Consider the following 17,883-nt stretch of genomic DNA (forward strand, 5'->3'; position numbering starts at 1 on the left):
TTAAAGACAAAAAGGATTAATCCGGAATACTACTACCCTTGGTGTGATTAAAGTAAGGGCAGGATCACCCTATCCACTTGGACCTACCATAACACAGGAGGGCGTAAATTTTGCGGTTTACTCTGAAAATGCAAGTGGTATATATCTGGATCTGTATTCATCTTCAAGCCAGAAAGAACCATCTGAAACCATTGAGATAAAGGAGAAGGATTCATACGTGTGGCATATGGAAGTGCCTGGAATAAAACCAGGGCAGCTCTATGCATACCGTGCAAAAGGTAAGTATAATCCATCAGAGGGCCTTTTCTTCAACGAAAATAAGACTCTAATAGATCCATATGCCCGTGCTCTTGATTCCACTTTAAGATGGAATGATGCGGTATTTCCTTATGATGTTGAGAACTCAAACGTTCTGAAGATGGATGAAAGACCAGACAGTGAATTTATTCCAAAGAGTATAGTGATTGACAGTTCCTTTGACTGGAAAGGTATAGAAAAACCTGAGCGTAGATGGAATAATACAATAATTTACGAAACCCATGTGAAGGGAATAACCTACAAAAACGAACAAATTCCCATAGATGAACGGGGTACATATGCCGGATTGTCAAAGGACTGGATGCTGGATTACTTCACTGATCTTGGAATAACATCAGTGGAATTGATGCCAGTTCATCATCATGTTGACGATAGAATTCTCGTGGACCATGGCCTTACAAATTACTGGGGTTACAATACGATTGCATATTTTGCACCTGATATCCGGTATTCCAAGGGAAAACCAGGGGATCAGGTCAGGGAGTTCAAGGAGATGGTAAGAGCCTTTCATTCAAGGGGTATTGAAGTAATTCTGGATGTGGTTTATAATCATACAGCAGAAGGTAACCACATGGGCCCTTCTCTTTCATTCAGGGGCCTTGACAACCGGACATACTATATTCTTGACCCTGTGGATAAATCAAGTTTTATCGACTTCACAGGTGTTGGCAATAGCCTCAATTCAAGCCATCCACAGGTTCTTCAGCTCATAATGGACAGCCTGCGTTACTGGGCTACGGAGATGCAAGTGGACGGATTCAGATTTGATCTTGCTTCCACAATGGCAAGGAGCCTTTACAGCGTTAATATGCTCTCCCCATTTATGGCAACCATTCACCAGGACCCTATACTTTCAAAAACAAAACTCATAGCAGAACCATGGGATATAGGTCCTGGTGGATATCAGGTGGGAAATTTTCCACCGAAATGGGCTGAGTGGAATGGAAAATACAGGGATTCCATGCGGCGATTCTGGAGATTTGAACCTGGACTCCTGGGTGAATTCGCGACAAGACTTTCCGGCTCCCCTGATCTGTATGAAGCAAGTAACAAGAGACCCCACTCCAGTATAAATTTTATAACATGTCACGATGGATTTACAATGATGGATCTTGTATCCTATTCCCATCCACACAATGAAGCAAACGGACCTCTTTTCATGGATTCATCGTCTGAAAATTACAGTGATAATCTTGGGGTCGAAGGTTACACAGATGACCCATTTATAAGAGGGTTAAGGTACAGGAGGATTAAGAACATGCTTCTCACACTCATTGTTTCTCAGGGGACACCTATGATACTTGGAGGGGATGAAATCGGTAGAACCCAGAGGGGAAACAACAATGCATTCTGCCAGGATAACGAAATAAGCTGGTATAACTGGAACATAGGCGAGGAAGAGAAAAATCTCAGAAAATTCCTCAGGCATATTATCTCCCTGAGAAGATCAAATCCAGTTCTGGCGAGAAAAAATTTCTTCAGGGGAAGCACCGTAACCGGAACTTCACTCAAGGATGTAACATGGCTGACACCGGAATGCGAGGAGATGACCATAGAAAAATGGAATGAGCCACATAGATCAACCCTTATGGTGTGGTTAAATGGCCGAATGACAGAAGAGATTGAATATGAGGATAACTCCATAACAGGAGGCGATCTTCTGATACTTTTCAACAGCTCCCGTAATGAGGTTATGTTCAAACTGCCGGATCATGGAAAGAGGTGGGAGGTTTACGCAGATACAAACCTGCCAGACGTAGAGGGTTTACCAGCACCCATAGATGGAAACAGATATCTTATGATGCCAAACGCCTCAGCGATTATAAGAGAAAGATTATGATATGATCAGGAATAAAAGTTCTTTGGGCGTAGACTATCATTGCTCTCGTAATCATTCCACATTGCTCCACAACTTTTACACCTGTATCTTACGAGCTTGTAACTGCCCATATTCCAACTATCAATGGCCTTGGCATCACCAATTTTTCCGCAGACAGGGCATATCAACATGCAGAATGGATTAAGTACTATTTACGTCTTCACTATTTAGGGAAGCAAGAAGAGACTGCAGCAGATAGTTAATAAAAATCATATCTTTTTTTTATGTGTACCTTACTTTTTATTAAGCTTGAAAAAATCATGTTCAGAGGAATGATCCTTGAAAGAATGCGTATTCTGCACGAATATAGTTTCTGGAAAAGAGGCATACATATTTTATCAGAATGAAAGAATCATAGGTTTTATGGATAGGTTTCCGGTGGAGGCTGGACACTCCCTCATAATACCGGTAAAGCATTATGAGAACATATTTTCAATTGAGGAAGGGGTATATCTGGAAATACAGAATCTGGCAAGATATCTGTCGAAGGCACTTATGGAGGTGTTTGACGCCGATGGGATCAACATAGGTCAGAACAACGGGGAATGTGCCAGGCAGGTTGTCATGCACTATCACCTTCACATTATCCCCCGGCATTGTGGAAATGATATAAGATGGGACCGGCTCAAAATGACTCCAAAAGAACTGGAAGATCAGGCAGGTCGAATAAAAAAATCACTGGATAGAATTATGAAGGAAGAATGCTGACATTTTAAGAAAATCTTCACTGTGATTTAGGTGACAGTTAAAAAGGATAAATTATAATACGCCTGAGAAATTTGAGTTTCGTATAATCATGTACAGCCTTGAAGAATTGTATAAAAAAGCAGTAGAATTAAAGAGTAAGGGCATGTCAGATAAGGAAATATCAACAGAGCTTCATCTTTCAGTTAACACTGTGACCTGGCTTTTAAGCAGGGAGTTCACAAAGCAGAAGAACGTTCAGGATGTGAAGATAGGCTGGAGGAGTATTGGTGTAAATGGCGGAAGAATAGCCTCCATTTCAGAAGTAATATGCGACATAATTCAGGAGGAATCAGCAATTGGGGATTTCGAAATCGATTCCATACTTGGAATTACCGTAAATGGAATTCCCTATGCCACAATGGCCTCCTATTTTATGAACAAGGAGCTCATTGTTTACAGGCCTCATCCATCAAGAAAGGATGGTTATTTTAGCAGTAACTTTGCTAGCGTTAAAAACAAAAGGGTCGTCATAATTGATGACGTTTCAAGTACTGGCGAAACTCTGAGAAGAACCATAAGAGATGTGAGAGACGAGGGAGGAGAAGTGAAGCTTGCAGTGGTTCTTACATCAAAGATGCAGGAAGACGAACTTGATGGTGTAAGAATTAGGTCACTGTTCAGAGCTTCCCTTATTGGAAAAGAGTAAATATGTACTGGGGTCTTTCATTAATTAAGGAACAGAAGGGAAAGCAGAAAGTCTCCACAGGTATATCACCTTCAGGGCCAATACATCTCGGAAATCTAAGGGAGATACTTACAGGGGACATAATTTATAAGTCTCTGGTCATATCAGAAAAGGATGCTTCATTCATATATCTGTGCGATGACATAGATCCACTCAGGAAGGTATATCCGTTCCTGCCTCAATCCTATTCAGTCCACGTGGGTAAACCCTTAAGGGACATACCGGCACCAGAGGGTGATCTTTCATATTCTGAGTATTTTCTTAGGCCTTTTCTAAAATCCATAGAAACTCTGGATGTGAAGCCAGAGGTAATAAGAACTGGACAACTGTATGCAGAAGGGAAATTTGGAGATATAATTGATCTTATGATCAAAAAGAGGGAAGAGATTCGAAATATAATTCAGGATATATCTGGAAGGGAGCTTGAAGATAACTGGTTTCCCTATAATCCAAAATGCAGCAAGTGTGGACGAATAAACAGTGCAACGGCATACGACTATTCTGATGGTTTTGTATACTACAGGTGCAGCTGTGGAAACGAGGGGAAAAGTGATATTTATAAGGATGAAGGCAAGCTTCCATGGAGACTTGAATGGCCTGCAAAATGGAAAATTCTTGGCGTGACCATAGAGCCCTTTGGAAAGGATCACGGGACTCAGGGTGGTTCGTATGACACAGGAAAGGCAATTAGTGAGGCCATACTTAACTATCCCGCTCCACTTCCGCAGATGTTTGAGAGAATACTTCTCAAGGGAAAGGGAGCAATGCATTCATCAACAGGAGTAAACATTCCAGCAACAGAAATTCTTGACTTTGCACCTCCTGAAATAGTGAGATATATGATGGCAAGAGTCCCTCCATCCCGGCATATCGAGTTCGATCCGGAGGTAGGCTTTTTAAATTTGATGGATGAGTTCGAAAGATTGATCAAATTGAGCAAGGATAACAAGCTTGACGAGGATCAGAAGACACTTTTACACATATCATCAACAGAAAATGCTCTGGATGATCTGCCCGATTACAGGCACCTAACAACTTTGGTTCAAATTTACAGTAAGGATGAACAGATAAAAAATGTTCTCGCAAGGAGTGGAAAGACATATCCAGATGAATTACTTGAAAGAAGGATAAAACAGGCAAGATACTGGGTTAATCACTATGCCCCGGAATCTTCAAAGTTTCAGGTTTCTGGCGAAACTGATCAGGTAAACATGAGTGAAACAGAGAAAGAGGTTATATGCAGTTTCCTTAAAAACATCAACTCTATGGATGAGTGGAAGGCAGATTTGATTCATGAGGCTGCCAGGAATGCCATTGAAAAATCGGGTCTTTCGCCATCGGAAGGATTCGTTGCACTGTATAAGGCGCTTATTGGAAAGGAAAGAGGGCCAAGAATAGGCTTCTTTCTTGAAAGTATGGAAAAAAACAGGGTAAAAGGCAGATTATCATTCATCTGCGGTGTTAAAAATGAATAAAAAGAGGATAGTTATTAATTGCGCTCTTCCCTATGCAAATGGTCCGCTGCACATAGGGCATATAGCTGGCGCTTATTTATCCGGAGATATATTCAACAGATTCCAGAGAATGATCGGTAGGGATGTCATGTTCATATGCGGCAGTGACGAGTACGGAACGCCCATTTCAATACAGGCTGAAAAGGAACACGTTTCGCCGACCCAAGTTGTTGAAAAGTATCATAGGGAACACATGAACACCTTTGAGAGTCTTGATATATTCTTCGACTATTTTGGAAGAACAACCGACCCAGAACACACTGAATTTGTCCAGAATTTCTTCATAGACCTTGAAAAATCAGGATATCTTGAGAGAAGGAAGATGATTTCTGCTTACTGTCCCAATGAAAAGAGATTTCTTCCGGACAGATATGTTAACGGAACATGCCCAAGATGTGGCTATGAAAATGCGAGAGGGGATCAATGCGATGAATGTGGTAGAACAAATGATCCACAGGATCTGATAAGTCCAAGATGTGCCATATGCGGTTCTCCTGCCGAATTCAGAGAAACGGATCATGTGTTTTTCCTTGCCAGTAAGCTCGAGGAAAGGATTAAGGAATGGTTAGAGGGAAAGAAGGACTGGCGGGAGAACGTCAGAGCTTTTTCCCTCAACATGCTTCAGGGTGGTTTGAAGGACAGGGCAATAACAAGAGATATAGACTGGGGTGTACCTGCCCCAATGGAGGGAATGGAAGGAAAACGCATATACGTCTGGTTCGAGGCTTTACTCGGCTACCTTTCATTTGCGAAAAAGTTTTCAAAGATAAGTGGTAATGAGGAGTACTGGAGAGAAATGTATTCCGAGGGAAACACATACTACTTTCTGGGTAAGGATAACATTTTCTTCCATGCGATTCTTCTTCCCGCCATGCATATGGCATCAGGCAAATATCCTTTGCCTGAAAGGGTTAATGCAAACGAATATCTTCGCTTTAATGGTCAAAAATTTTCAAAATCGAGAGGGATAGGGTACTCTGTGGATGATATACTGAAGATAATTGATAAGGATTCACTCCGATATTATCTATCCTCAATTCTGCCGGAATCATCTGATTCAGATTTTACACTACCTGAAATGAAGGATAAGGTAAATTCAGAATTAAACGGCAAATATGGTAATCTTGTAAACAGGGTGGTTTCATTTGCAGCCAGTAAGGGAATAAACCCAATGTATGGTGAGGGTGATGAGCTTGATCGTGAAATTGAGAGTAAATTGAGGTTGTTCATAGATTCTTATAAGGATGCCATGGGCAAACTGGAATTCAGAAATGCCCTTAATCTATGGCTAGAATCTGTGAAGGCTGTAAACTCATACTTTAATGATTCTAAGCCATGGGATATGGTCAAAAACAGGAAAGGAAACGTAGAATCCAAGATATGGTACTCCTTGAAAGCAATAGAATACCTCACTGTCACTCTATATCCATTTGTGCCATCGGGAGCCCAAAGAGTATGGAACTCACTTCATGGAGAAAATATGCCGCATCAACCAATGGAACATCTTGATGAAAAATGCACGTTTTCAATCAGGAATGATGGACCACTGTTTCACAAAATAGAAATTGAAGAGGAAGAGCACAACGAATTGAATCTTGTAGTTGGAAAAATTATCATGGCAGAGAATCATCCAAATGCCGATACCTTGCTTCATCTGAAGGTGGATCTGGGAACCAAGGTCATTGAACTTGTTGCAGGAATAAAGAAATATTATGATCTGAAGGATCTTCTGGGGAAGAAGATTATAGTGGTTGAAAATCTGAAGCATTCCAAGATAAGAGGGATAGAATCCCAGGGAATGCTTCTGGCTGCTCAGGATTCTAAGGGGGCCCATTTACTGACTTCAGAAGAGAAAGAGGGAACACAGATCAGTATAGGTGATCACAAATTCTCTGGAGAAGGAAAGGTCTCCATCGACGATTTAAAGAGATACGACTTAAAGGTTGACAATGAGGGCCTATTTCCAACTGCCGTACTTGGCAGGGATCGTCACTATCTAATGGCAAACGGAAAGAAGATATACATCGATAGTAAGGTTGAGGGAAAATCCCAGATAAGATAAAGGCCATCAAAACATTTTTCATTAAAAAATAATAAAGACTTTAAGATTTTATAGTAATTGGTAACACGTTTCTTTCGAATTCAAGCATTGCAATATCCACGGGATCTATTATATTTCTTGGCAGATCTATGATAACGGGGGCACCCATAGAAATTTGTAAGGATCTTGCACCAATTATCCTTGCTTTTTCGAATTTAGTATAATTCATATAAATCAATGGCTTTTAGGTAATGAATGTCAGTATAAGTTTTTTTCTATCAAACATGATATTTTTTTATCTATGATGGGAAGTCTTATCAATCACTTTACCTCAAGCCCATACTGAAAATTCATATGTGGAAAATTGTTATTTTCATATTATAATGAATATGTAGCATAAATTACATTTTTCTGGAAAAAATTGATCCTTCTGGAATCCTGGCATAGGGTTAAGTAAAATGCTTCACATATAAGGATGGAGATAATACATGGTATCTAAGAAGATTGAGAAAGGAAGAAAGGAAAGAAGTATAGGTCATTCAAGGTTAAGAAGCAGATACAATATTGGTGAAATCCCGAAATATAGTTTCCCCAAAGACGGAATAGACTCACGGGTTGCATATCAGCTTATACATGATGAACTTAATCTGGACGGAAATCCGGATCTTAATCTTGCTACTTTTGTAACCACCTGGATGGAACCTGAAGCAGATAAGTTAATAATTGAAAATTTGCACAAGAACTTCATAGATCACTTCGAATATCCTCAAATTAAGGAGATTGAGGAAAGAATAGTAAATATTATGGCTGAGCTTTTTAATGCTCCTGAGGAGGCCAATTTTGCAGGAACATCTACTATCGGCTCTTCTGAGGCAATAATGTTAGGTCTGTTAGCCCATAAATTTAACTGGAGAGAGAAAAGGAAGAAAGCTGGTCTTCCCTATGATAAACCCAATATAGTGTTTGGAGGAGACACACATATTTCATGGGATAAATTTGCAAGATATTTTGATGTCGAGCCCAGAATTGTTCCAATATCTGAAACTCGTTTCAATATAGACTGGAGAGATGCAGTAAATTTAGTGGATGAAAATACAATTGCTGTGGGTGTAGTTCTGGGAACAACGTTTACAGTGGATTTCGATCCCGTTCAGGATATTAACGACGCTTTGGTGCAATTGAAAGAGAATAGGGGTCTGGACGTCCCAATTCATGTCGATGCAGCTAGTGCTGGCTTTATAACTCCCTTTTATGAGCCTGATTTTAAGTGGGATTTCCGTCTCGAACAGGTAAAATCCATAAATACATCGGGACATAAGTTTGGGCTTGTATATCCAGGTATTGGGTGGTTAATATTTCGGGACGAAAGTGCATTGCCTGAGGATTTAGGCTTTAATGTAAACTATCTAGGAGATGAGATGCCCACTTACACTCTGAACTTTTCAGAGGGCAGTTCTATGATAGTGGCGCAATATTACAACATAATCCGACTTGGGGTAAGTGGGTACAGGGCAATTGTGTCAGGTATGATGGACAACGCACATTATCTTGCCCAAGAACTAGAGAAAACTGGCAAATTTGATATAATAAACAGAGGTGTCCATGTGCCTGTAGTAACATTTAAACCTAAGGATTCCTTAGAAATTTCACCCTTTGAAATATCCTATAATTTAAGAGAGAGGGGATGGATAGTACCAGCCTATTCACTTCCAAAAAATGCAGAACATATGACTGTAATGAGAGTTGTTGTTAGGGAAAATTTTACAAAGGACATGATTGATATATTCGTTAAAGATATAAACACGTCTCTTAATAAAATTAAAACAAGAGATGTTAAGATCATTAAGTCATCACCAAGAAAAGGTCATCCAGTATCGTAAATTGTTTAATTTTTTATTTATAGCAATTAAATTTTTATATTCATTTAAGAGTTTAACAGAATGGGTGGAATGTGTATTAGTAACACAGATGAAGATAAATTAATGAAAGAATTTAAATATGTGATACGTGTTATCAATCGTAATGGATACTAACAGTTCTAACGAAAACATGGTTGTTCAAGAGGATAGGAAGCTCAAGAAGGATCTAACATTTATACAACTCCTGTTCCTATCACTCGGAGGAATTATTGGTTCAGGGTGGTTATTTGGAGTAAACGCCGCTGCTGCCACTGCAGGTCCAATAGTCTTTCTGTCGTGGATAATCGGTGGAATAATGGTTATATTCATTGCGCTGACCTATGCTGAGGTATCTTCAATGATACCAAGGAGCGGTGCTATTGTAAGATATCCTCATTTCACCCACGGAAGTTACACAGGCTATATACTTGGATGGTCATATTTACTTTCGGCCATAACTGTTCCTGCAATTGAGGCAATAGCAGCCGTTACCTATATCTCATCCATATTCCCAAACAGTATTTCACTTGTAGAATCAGGCTCGACAGTTCTTGGAAATTTTACTTCATTAACACTTTATGGTATAATAATAGCAATTCTTTTAATGATTGGTTTCTTTTTCCTCAACTATTTTGGAATAAAATTCCTTGGAAAGTGGAATGAATACTTTGTATACTGGAAGCTGGTGATACCTACACTTACCTTTATACTGCTTTTCTTGCTGTTCAGGCCAAGCAATTATACCACTCTTGGAGGAGGCCTAAACCCAATAGGAACACCATTCATATTCACTGCAATTCCAAGTGCAGGTATAATTTTTTCATATCTAGGTTTCAGGCAGGCACTGGAATTCAGTGGTGAAGCCAAAAATCCACAGAAAGATGTGCCAAGGGCACTCATACTATCAGTGATTATAGGTATGATAATCTATACAGTACTTCAGATAGCATATACTGGAGCCATAAGGGCCAGTGTATCCGATCTGAATCCATTCTCATGGGGGGCATTGACCACAAATGCATCAGGCTATTCTGCGGCACCTATATATACGGTATTCATAAAGGCCGATATAGCAGGATTTGGTGCATGGGCAGAAATATTGCTTATTGATGCCGTGATATCACCCTCTGGAACCGGTTGGGTGTATATGGGTACCTCCACAAGGGTTCTGTATGGATTAGCAACAGATGGATATTACCCATCCAGACTTATGTCAGTGGAAAAGAAAACAGGAATTCCGGTTTTGGCACTGATACTTTCGGTAGTAGTGGGTAGCATATTCATAGCGCCTTTTCCGTCATGGTATATACTGGTAGGTTTCATATCAAGTGCAACAGTATTTACTTACATTATGGGCGGAGTGAGTCTGAGAGTTTTGAGAAAGACAGCCAAGAATGTGGAAAGACCATTCAGGCTATCCTACAGCAGATACATAGCGCCAATTGCCTTTATAAGTGCTTCATTGATAGTTTACTGGTCAGGTTACATAACACTTACAATCCTCCTGTTCATCATAATGTTCGGTCTGCCAGTTTACATGATATACTATGGTATAGGTAGTTTCAAAATTGCACCACTTAAAGTTTATGTCGCCGGTATAGCATACTGGATAGTAATGGGGTTGTCCCTGTTTGTATTCTATGAGTACATAATTGTGCCAGCCGCCGCTAACCTTGGAAATCAGATTCAGGCTCCAGGTTCTATATTCAATTACTTTGGAATAATGTATCCAATCGTCGTAATGGCCACACTTATCGTCACAGTTCTCATGTTTCTCTGGGTGCCAGATGAAAGAAAGAAGGAGATTAAGTCTGGTGTCTGGCTCATATTCTACATGCTCTTTATGCTTCTAATGACCTATATAGGTGCCTTTGGACCGTACCTGACGCCTCTTCCTGGAAGTGCATTCCCCATATCTCCAGTTATTCCATTCCCATACGACACGATACTTGTGATCTTTGTTTCCATACTGTTCTTCTACTTTGCAGTGAGTTCAGGATACGATGAGGCTGATGTCCAGGATATACTGGCAGAACAGGGGGTGCCTCTGAAAGAGTTTTAACCTTTGTGAGCCTAAACCCCCTTTCGAAGGAAGGGGATAAAAACAAACCATATCTTTATCATTTTATTAAACACATTATCCTTTCCTATGGCAAAAATAGGTGTTTTAACGGGATTTTGCGTATGCCGTCACTACTGAAATTTCAAAGAGGTTAAGGAAATGAGAAATTTTGAAAAATATTGATCCGCGACTTTACGTCTATTTTAATTTTGTATACTTCCCAATATAATTTTCAGGCTGTTTTTCCAAACCGCCATTGTGAGTGCAATACTGTTTCAATACAAGATCAAGTTTCATGTTCATTTCAATCTTCCTTCATGTTTCTGTCTTGAAATCCAATCCCTCGCCCACCTTTTTCGCCTACAACCATTTACATCCATTTTATTTTTCACAACATCAACTGGTGATGGAAGAGATAGACTCTCCCATATCCTGTGCATCTCATCATACATCAGTGATGGGAAGCAAAAGTCAAGAAGAAACATAAAAATGTGAATCCTAATCTTCTGTGGATTTATGTGATATAATGGAAATTGAATGCCCATGCTGTTTATGGTTCGGAAGCAGTTTTACACACTGTTTCCTTTCTTACAGGGTCCATTATTGAAGCAGAATCCACATACATAATGTTTGCGAATATGACATTCTTTTCCATCGTGGATAGACATTCATCCATTTTCTTCTGATCCACTCAAGTGATGGAAGAATTATGGTTTCATTCAGATTCTCAGATTCAAGTTATATTATTGCCTTATCCATTATATACCCATATTTTGATCCCAGCCTGATTACCCTCAATTGTTTCTGCAAAATCATCCGCTTTACTCACATTGACCTCTTTCACAATTGTTTGAATAACATTGATGCATTTCTTTCAACCTAAAACAAGGTATCTGTTCATAGCTGAAAGCTTTTAAAAGATCTAACTATCACAGATAAAAGTGCACTCCACTGAGAAACTCTTCTCTCTAAATACATTGTGTGCATGTGATAATAAGAAATAAATTGAACATGAAAGCAATGAAAATAATGTGTACCCACAGACAGGTTTACAGAAAATCTCAAAAATGCTCATTCCACGATATACTAATAAGGAGAAGATGTAAAGCACGTTGATCTATTTCATTAATAAAAATACGTAACTGATGTCGTACAAAAGTGTATCAAAAATGCTCTTTATCTTAGTTGTCCGGATGAAAGCCTGAGCATCCAGATAGGGTAAGTGGGCCTGGCTCACGGTTTTAATTGATAACTGCATTAGCAACTGAAGGTGGATAATATAGGAAAGAGTAACCTCGGAGGGGGTATGTTCCCAGTGGAATCCTGGAGAAAGGTTACTACTAATAATCCACTATTTTTCATTGTTCATAATTCTTATATACCACGTTAACATACTGTGAATTACGCACAAGCCTGAAAAGAAACCAATCTAGGCGTATATGGTGAATGAGAGTGATCTTTAGATGATCCATTGATTCAAGATTGGGTAAAGATGTGGCTGTAAGTGGCTTTACAGCTGAAATGAGAGATAATGGTGCAATTTGTGGCTCGCCAATTTCTAAATATAATAATTGTCCGGTATCGGATTAACTCCGGTTGATCCTGCCGGCGGCTACTGCTATCAGGTTTCGACTAAGCCATGCGAGTCAAAGGGTCGCAAGACACTGGCGTACTGCTCAGTAACACGCGGACAATCTACCCCCAGGTGGAGGATAACCTCGGGAAACTGAGGCTAATACTCCATAGTTGCCATATGCTGGAATGCTTTGGCGATGAAAGATTTTTTGCCTGAGGATGAGTCTGTGGCCTATCAGGTAGTATGTGGTGTAAAGGACCACATAGCCTAAGACGGGTACGGGCCTTGAAAGAGGGAGCCCGGAGATGGACTCTGAGACACTAGTCCAGGCCCTACGGGGCGCAGCAGGCGCGAAAACTGTGCAATGCGCGAAAGCGCGACACGGGAAGCCTGAGTGCCTTAACTTTTTGTTAAGGCTTTTCACAAGCCTAAAAAGCTTGTGGAATAAGAGCTGGGTAAGACGGGTGCCAGCCGCCGCGGTAACACCCGCGGCTCTAGTGGTAGTCACTTTTATTGAGCCTAAAGCGTTCGTAGCCGGATTCGTAAATCTCTAGGAAAATACTTCTGCTTAACAGAAGAAATTCTGGAGAGACTGCGGATCTAGGGACCGGGTGAGGTTGAATGTACTTCTGGGGTAGGGGTAAAATCCTGTAATCCTGGAAGGACGACCGGTGGCGAAGGCGTTCAACTAGAACGGATCCGACGGTGAGGAACGAAGGCTAGGGGAGCAAACCGGATTAGATACCCGGGTAGTCCTAGCTGTAAACACTGCCCACTTGGTGTTGCATCTCCGGTAAGGGGGTGCAGTGCCGGAGCGAAGGTGTTAAGTGGGCCGCTTGGGGAGTATGGTCGCAAGGCTGAAACTTAAAGGAATTGGCGGGGGAGCACCGCAACGGGAGGAGCGTGCGGTTTAATTGGATTCAACGCCGGAAAACTCACCGGAGGCGACCTGTGGATGAGAGTCAACCTGATGAGTTTACTCGATAGCAGGAGAGGTGGTGCATGGCCGTCGTCAGCTCGTACCGTAGGGCGTTCACTTAAGTGTGATAACGAGCGAGACCCCCATTCTCAATTGCCAGTCTGATCGCGAGGTCGGAGGCACTTTGAGGGGACCGCCTGCGCAGAGCAGGAGGAAGGAGGGGTCGACGGCAGGTCAGTACGCCCCGAATCTTCCGGGCTACACGCGCGCTACAAAGGACAGGACAATGGGCTGCAACCTCGAAAGGGGAAGCTAATCCCGAAACCTGTTCGTAGTCAGGATTGAGGGCTGTAACTCGCCCTCATGAATCTGGATTCCGTAGTAATCGCGGGTCAACATCCCGCGGTGAATATGCCCCTGCTCCTTGCACACACCGCCTGTCAAACCATCCGAGCTGGTGTTGGATGAGGGTTTGCTCTTAAGGGTAAATTCGAATCTGATGTCAGTGAGGAGGGTTAAGTCATAACAAGGTATCCGTAGGGGAACCTGCGGATGGATCACCTCCTAAATATAATTATGGCGGGCCACAAGCATACTCATTTCAGGTTATGCGTATTTTAGTTTTTTTATTTATTTTAGGTATTTGTAAAGTTTTTTGTAATAAGTGAGTTTTTTCATAAACTTTTTTAAGATTGATTGACTTTGTGGAAGGAAGATTTTACATGTCAGTAGAGGAAGACCTTATAGAGGTTCAGAAAAAAGTCGAGAGGCGTTTCTCTGGAATAGGGAAAGGCAAGTACGCGAGAATAATCAAGATGGCTAAGAAGCCAAACGAACAGGAATATGTTAAGGTTCTTGCCATAACGGGGGTAGGGCTTATACTCCTTGGAGCTCTTGGTTTTGCAATTTACTACATTATGACAACTCTTCATGTTTAAGTGATAGAAATGGTACAGGAAAGTGAATATGAATGGATCGAATTCGATGACTCAGAGGTCAAGAGTTCTTGCGGAAAGACACTGAGCATGCTTCTGGTAATTAAGAATATACAGTCAGAAAAGAGGAATTTCAGGGTCAAAATTACCCCGGGCTTTAATCAGAATGATCCAAAGGTTTCATGGGAAATCGATTACTCAGGTAACGAAGGCGATATTGTTCAGATGAGTCCTGATGATCCCAAGGTCATAGAAAAGCGCCTTGAAATAGACAAAAGAGGTATAAGAGAATTTAAGATAAAACTGGACACTCCAAAGGGAGGTAGCATGGGAGATACCATGACACTCAACATAAGCGTTGTTTCTGAGGACGATATACACAGGGCCAATTATTCCAAGACTATTGAGCTTGTACCCATAATAATGGCTGTTAAAACCAACGTGGGTAAGGAATTCGAAGTGGCACAGAATCTTGTAAATCAGGATAAAAAAGATTATGAAGAGAGGAAAGAGATAAACCCTTCTGCCACAAGGGAGGTTATGGCCATAATGTCACCCTATGAACTGAAGGGATATTTTTATCTGGAGACAATGCACCCTGACAGGATAACATACATTGCAAAGAAGATGAGAAACTTCAAGGGTGTTGTGAATGGTGAGATTAAGATTGATGAAATCTCAGAGCAGCTCACACCGAAGCCTGCTGTTGCTGGCCTTGAACTTGGATCATTCATAGAATTGGTAAAAGGTCCATTCAAGGGAGAAAAGGCCAGGATAATGAACATAGATCACGAAAAGGAGGAAGTGACTGTACAGTTTATAGAATCCGCTATGCTGATTCCAGTAAAGGTAAGGGCAGAGGATATAAGAGTCATAGATTCGGGAAAGTAATAATGAGATATAAGAGGGAATCCAAAGAGAAAAACAGTTCAAGGATAATGGAGATTGAGAAATCTCTTGAGAATCCAATTTCCTTGGTTCCAGAATGTATAGATGGTGGAATGTTCTGTCCCCTTGGTTCCTACGCAAAAAAATTGGGGAATGTTCACGGTATTGAGGAACTGGAAAAATTGGGAAAGTCAAAGGATGAGTTTCTCAGAGGAATAGGAGAAACTGCAAGGGCAATAAGGGATAAGGATGTATCATTTTCTGGTCTCCTGAAAACCCCACATGGAAGTGCAACGTTTTACAAAAAAGGTGATACGGATCAGTACGTTCTTGCAGGAATTCAAAACAGCAAGAATGATATTTTCAGAATGCTTGCATTTTCAAGAGATGTAATAAATGGAAAGCTCACCATATATTCCGCAGGTGACTATTTCAAAGGTTCATGTAAAAGAAGTCCACCGGAGGATGAGTTCATCGTCAAGGTACTGGATGAAGAAATGATAGAGCATAAAGAGGACAATGATGGTCTTCAGTCTATTGGGCAGGGGGACGAGTCATTTACAATATCCATATACAACCACCCGGTAGTGAGGGTATATTCCAGTTCAAAGGTTAAGACACTCTGGAAATTAATGAAGCACATATTGTGTCAGGATCCAATGAAAACTTATTCCTATCTCTTCCAGAACCTCAATGAGTTCAGTTCAAAGTCAGAATATGTGTTGTTTCAGAAGTATGTAAATGGAGAAATGAACGACTCAGAATTCATAAATGAGATAATGAACGAGAGAATAAACAGAGCCAGGGATTCTGGAAAATTTATAATTGGCAAAAGCATATTTCCAAATTTTGAAGATTTTCTGACTGCAATTCCTCTGGAAAAAGTTGAAAGGGATGCAATAAAAACATTATGGTCAACCAAGAATGGAATTTACATTGAAACTTCAACTCGAAGAAAATTTCTCGAGGCTGTTTGGGATAAAATAGGTACAGATCTTCTAAAGATGCTTTCCCCCAGTCTCACAGATGAACAGATCAGTTCACTGAAGGGAAACCCAACTGAAATGATCGAAAAGGCGAGAAAGATTCAGGAAATATCCAAGGTATCAAAGGAAATTGATCTCAAGCCATGGTCACCTGCATCCCAGTATCTGGCATCTCTGGTGATTGCAGGCAGACACGGAGGAAAGGATGAGATCCTAGAGGTGATGGGTTCGAAGAAAATATCTGACCCGGATGCTATGGCAGTGGATCACGCATTTGTGATTGTTACAGAAACAGGCAAATCTGAATCATGGAAGGCATCAGATAATGCGAAGCTAAAGGGTGAAATGCTTATACCTTATGTAAGACGTATGCTTAATGGAACACCGGAGGATGCCAGGTCAGCCTTTCTTGAGACTGAAAAATTTTTGAGGTAATTATGGCTAGACACATGCTTTCAAAAAAGGATATGAAAATTTTTTCAAAGAATATGGAAACCTTTGGTCTATGGGCAGGTTTTCTTGAAAATGCGCAAATAGAGGTCGAAGAGAAGAAGGGAAAAAAATGTTATTCTGTTGGAAATATCATAATAGCTGTGGAAAACAAAATCCTTCTCCCATCTGTTGAACTTCTAAATGCAGTTAAACCTTCAAGGAGTGTGATTACAGTTGATAAAGGAGCTGTCCCCCATATTCTTAACGGTTCAAATCTTTTTATCAAGGGTGTAACAGCAATGGATCAGAATATTGAAAAGGATTCCATTGTTTACATTAAGGGTCCTGATAATCACTTCATTGCCGTCGCCCGATCGGAAGCCTCCTATGACAAACTGAAGGATATGAAGGAGGGAATAGCCGCAACAACCCTGCTTGTGAGTGGCAAAGATCCCTGTCAGATGTAATTCCGTTTTTGAGAAAAAATTAAATCTATAGAAATACTGATTATTTATGGCAGAATTATTGAGTGTTGGTAGTACAATACCTGAGTTTGAAACCGTAGATCAGCATGGAAATAAGGTTAGTTCGAAGAACATTAAGGGGAAAGTCTCAGTGGTGTACTTTTATCCAAAGGATGACACACCCGGATGCACAACAGAGGCCTGTGAATTCAGGGATTCTATGGAAGAGTACAGAAAGAACGGCATAGAAGTTTACGGAATAAGTGTGGACAGTGAAAATTCTCACAAGAAATTCACTGACAAGTATTCACTAAACTTTACCCTTCTTGCAGACAAGGACAAGAAGATAAGTGAAATGTTTGGTGTGCTTGGGGAAAGAAGTGCAAAGAGGGTTACCTTCATAGTGGACAAGGAGGGTAAGATAAGACACGTATTTCCAAAGGTTTCACCAAAAGGCCATTCTTCAGAGGTAATTGGAAAAATAAGGGAACTCAATCTTATCTAAAAAAATATATTATTTTATTATTGAAATAAAAGGG

The 17,883-nt window shown here is 40.6% G+C and carries 14 protein-coding genes and 1 rRNA gene; 13 read left to right on the plus strand and 2 right to left on the minus strand.

All coding sequences use genetic code 11. From position 1 onward, the window contains the following. Positions 1-43: 43 nt before the first annotated feature. The 5 genes from glgX (at position 44) to metG (ending at position 7,205) form a co-directional block, all read left to right on the plus strand. On the plus strand, positions 44-2,158 hold the full coding sequence (gene glgX, locus ACNF42_RS01410; protein ID WP_443338093.1) for a glycogen debranching protein GlgX: 2,115 nt from the start codon (positions 44-46) through the stop codon (positions 2,156-2,158). Between the two features lie 318 nt (positions 2,159-2,476). Next, positions 2,477-2,905: an HIT family protein gene (locus tag ACNF42_RS01415; protein WP_443338096.1), complete on the plus strand. Its 429-nt coding sequence runs from the start codon at positions 2,477-2,479 to the stop codon at positions 2,903-2,905. A gap of 88 nt (positions 2,906-2,993) precedes the next feature. Then, entirely contained in the window at positions 2,994-3,590 is a 597-nt protein-coding gene (locus tag ACNF42_RS01420; RefSeq protein WP_443338098.1) for an orotate phosphoribosyltransferase-like protein, read from the plus strand. A 2-nt stretch (positions 3,591-3,592) separates the two neighbouring features. Beyond that, a complete protein-coding gene (lysS, locus tag ACNF42_RS01425) occupies positions 3,593-5,104 on the plus strand; it encodes a lysine--tRNA ligase (protein ID WP_443338101.1) in 1,512 nt (503 codons plus the stop codon). After that, entirely contained in the window at positions 5,097-7,205 is a 2,109-nt protein-coding gene (gene metG / locus ACNF42_RS01430; protein ID WP_443338104.1) for a methionine--tRNA ligase, read from the plus strand. Before lysS ends, metG begins: the two co-directional genes overlap by 8 nt. A gap of 40 nt (positions 7,206-7,245) precedes the next feature. Here metG and ACNF42_RS01435 read toward each other — a convergent pair whose 3' ends face one another. Further along, on the minus strand, positions 7,246-7,413 hold the full coding sequence (locus ACNF42_RS01435) for a DNA-directed RNA polymerase subunit K (protein ID WP_443338106.1): 168 nt from the start codon (positions 7,411-7,413) through the stop codon (positions 7,246-7,248). A gap of 259 nt (positions 7,414-7,672) precedes the next feature. Between ACNF42_RS01435 and gad the strand changes: the two genes are divergently transcribed. Next, positions 7,673-9,064, plus strand: a complete 1,392-nt coding sequence (gene gad, locus ACNF42_RS01440; RefSeq protein ID WP_443338109.1) for a glutamate decarboxylase — start codon at positions 7,673-7,675, stop codon at positions 9,062-9,064. A gap of 142 nt (positions 9,065-9,206) precedes the next feature. Beyond that, positions 9,207-11,144: an APC family permease gene (locus tag ACNF42_RS01445; protein ID WP_443338111.1), complete on the plus strand. Its 1,938-nt coding sequence runs from the start codon at positions 9,207-9,209 to the stop codon at positions 11,142-11,144. Positions 11,145-11,694: 550 nt separating this feature from the next. On the opposite strand, the gene ACNF42_RS01450 is transcribed toward ACNF42_RS01445, so the two are convergent. Continuing rightward, positions 11,695-11,820 carry a hypothetical protein gene (locus tag ACNF42_RS01450; protein ID WP_443338114.1) on the minus strand — a complete coding sequence of 42 codons (126 nt, stop codon included), beginning with the start codon at positions 11,818-11,820 and terminating at the stop codon, positions 11,695-11,697. 913 nt (positions 11,821-12,733) lie between these two features. Here ACNF42_RS01450 and ACNF42_RS01455 point away from each other — a divergent pair. The 6 genes from ACNF42_RS01455 to bcp all read left to right on the plus strand — a co-directional run bounded on the left by ACNF42_RS01455 (position 12,734) and on the right by bcp (position 17,849). After that, positions 12,734-14,205, plus strand: a 16S ribosomal RNA gene (locus tag ACNF42_RS01455). Positions 14,206-14,361: 156 nt separating this feature from the next. Continuing rightward, on the plus strand, positions 14,362-14,577 hold the full coding sequence (locus ACNF42_RS01460) for a protein translocase SEC61 complex subunit gamma (protein ID WP_443338116.1): 216 nt from the start codon (positions 14,362-14,364) through the stop codon (positions 14,575-14,577). Between the two features lie 9 nt (positions 14,578-14,586). Next, positions 14,587-15,465, plus strand: a complete 879-nt coding sequence (locus ACNF42_RS01465) for a transcription elongation factor Spt5 (RefSeq protein ID WP_443338119.1) — start codon at positions 14,587-14,589, stop codon at positions 15,463-15,465. A 2-nt stretch (positions 15,466-15,467) separates the two neighbouring features. Next, positions 15,468-16,883 carry a hypothetical protein gene (locus tag ACNF42_RS01470; protein ID WP_443338121.1) on the plus strand — a complete coding sequence of 472 codons (1,416 nt, stop codon included), beginning with the start codon at positions 15,468-15,470 and terminating at the stop codon, positions 16,881-16,883. 14 nt (positions 16,884-16,897) lie between these two features. After that, positions 16,898-17,347: a PUA domain-containing protein gene (locus tag ACNF42_RS01475; RefSeq protein ID WP_443338123.1), complete on the plus strand. Its 450-nt coding sequence runs from the start codon at positions 16,898-16,900 to the stop codon at positions 17,345-17,347. Between the two features lie 46 nt (positions 17,348-17,393). After that, positions 17,394-17,849 (plus strand): thioredoxin-dependent thiol peroxidase, encoded by a 456-nt coding sequence (gene bcp / locus ACNF42_RS01480; RefSeq protein WP_443338125.1) that lies wholly within the window; start codon positions 17,394-17,396, stop codon positions 17,847-17,849. Positions 17,850-17,883: the final 34 nt, after the last annotated feature.

The sequence above is a fragment of the Cuniculiplasma thermophilum genome (assembly GCF_052315355.1).
GTDB lineage: Archaea > Thermoplasmatota > Thermoplasmata > Thermoplasmatales > Thermoplasmataceae > Cuniculiplasma.

Excerpts from the sequence above, each read along its gene's own strand:
- ACNF42_RS01460 (WP_443338116.1), top strand. The coding sequence starts at position 14,362 with ATGTCAGTAGAGGAAGACCTTATAGAGGTTCAGAAAAAAGTCGAGAGG.
- metG (WP_443338104.1), top strand. The coding sequence starts at position 5,097 with ATGAATAAAAAGAGGATAGTTATTAATTGCGCTCTTCCCTATGCAAAT.
- ACNF42_RS01445 (WP_443338111.1), top strand. The coding sequence starts at position 9,207 with ATGGATACTAACAGTTCTAACGAAAACATGGTTGTTCAAGAGGATAGG.
- lysS (WP_443338101.1), top strand. The coding sequence starts at position 3,593 with ATGTACTGGGGTCTTTCATTAATTAAGGAACAGAAGGGAAAGCAGAAA.
- ACNF42_RS01450 (WP_443338114.1), bottom strand. The coding sequence starts at position 11,820 with ATGGATGAATGTCTATCCACGATGGAAAAGAATGTCATATTCGCAAAC.
- ACNF42_RS01435 (WP_443338106.1), bottom strand. The coding sequence starts at position 7,413 with ATGAATTATACTAAATTCGAAAAAGCAAGGATAATTGGTGCAAGATCC.
- ACNF42_RS01470 (WP_443338121.1), top strand. The coding sequence starts at position 15,468 with ATGAGATATAAGAGGGAATCCAAAGAGAAAAACAGTTCAAGGATAATG.
- gad (WP_443338109.1), top strand. The coding sequence starts at position 7,673 with ATGGTATCTAAGAAGATTGAGAAAGGAAGAAAGGAAAGAAGTATAGGT.
- ACNF42_RS01420 (WP_443338098.1), top strand. The coding sequence starts at position 2,994 with ATGTACAGCCTTGAAGAATTGTATAAAAAAGCAGTAGAATTAAAGAGT.
- ACNF42_RS01465 (WP_443338119.1), top strand. The coding sequence starts at position 14,587 with ATGGTACAGGAAAGTGAATATGAATGGATCGAATTCGATGACTCAGAG.
- ACNF42_RS01475 (WP_443338123.1), top strand. The coding sequence starts at position 16,898 with ATGCTTTCAAAAAAGGATATGAAAATTTTTTCAAAGAATATGGAAACC.
- bcp (WP_443338125.1), top strand. The coding sequence starts at position 17,394 with ATGGCAGAATTATTGAGTGTTGGTAGTACAATACCTGAGTTTGAAACC.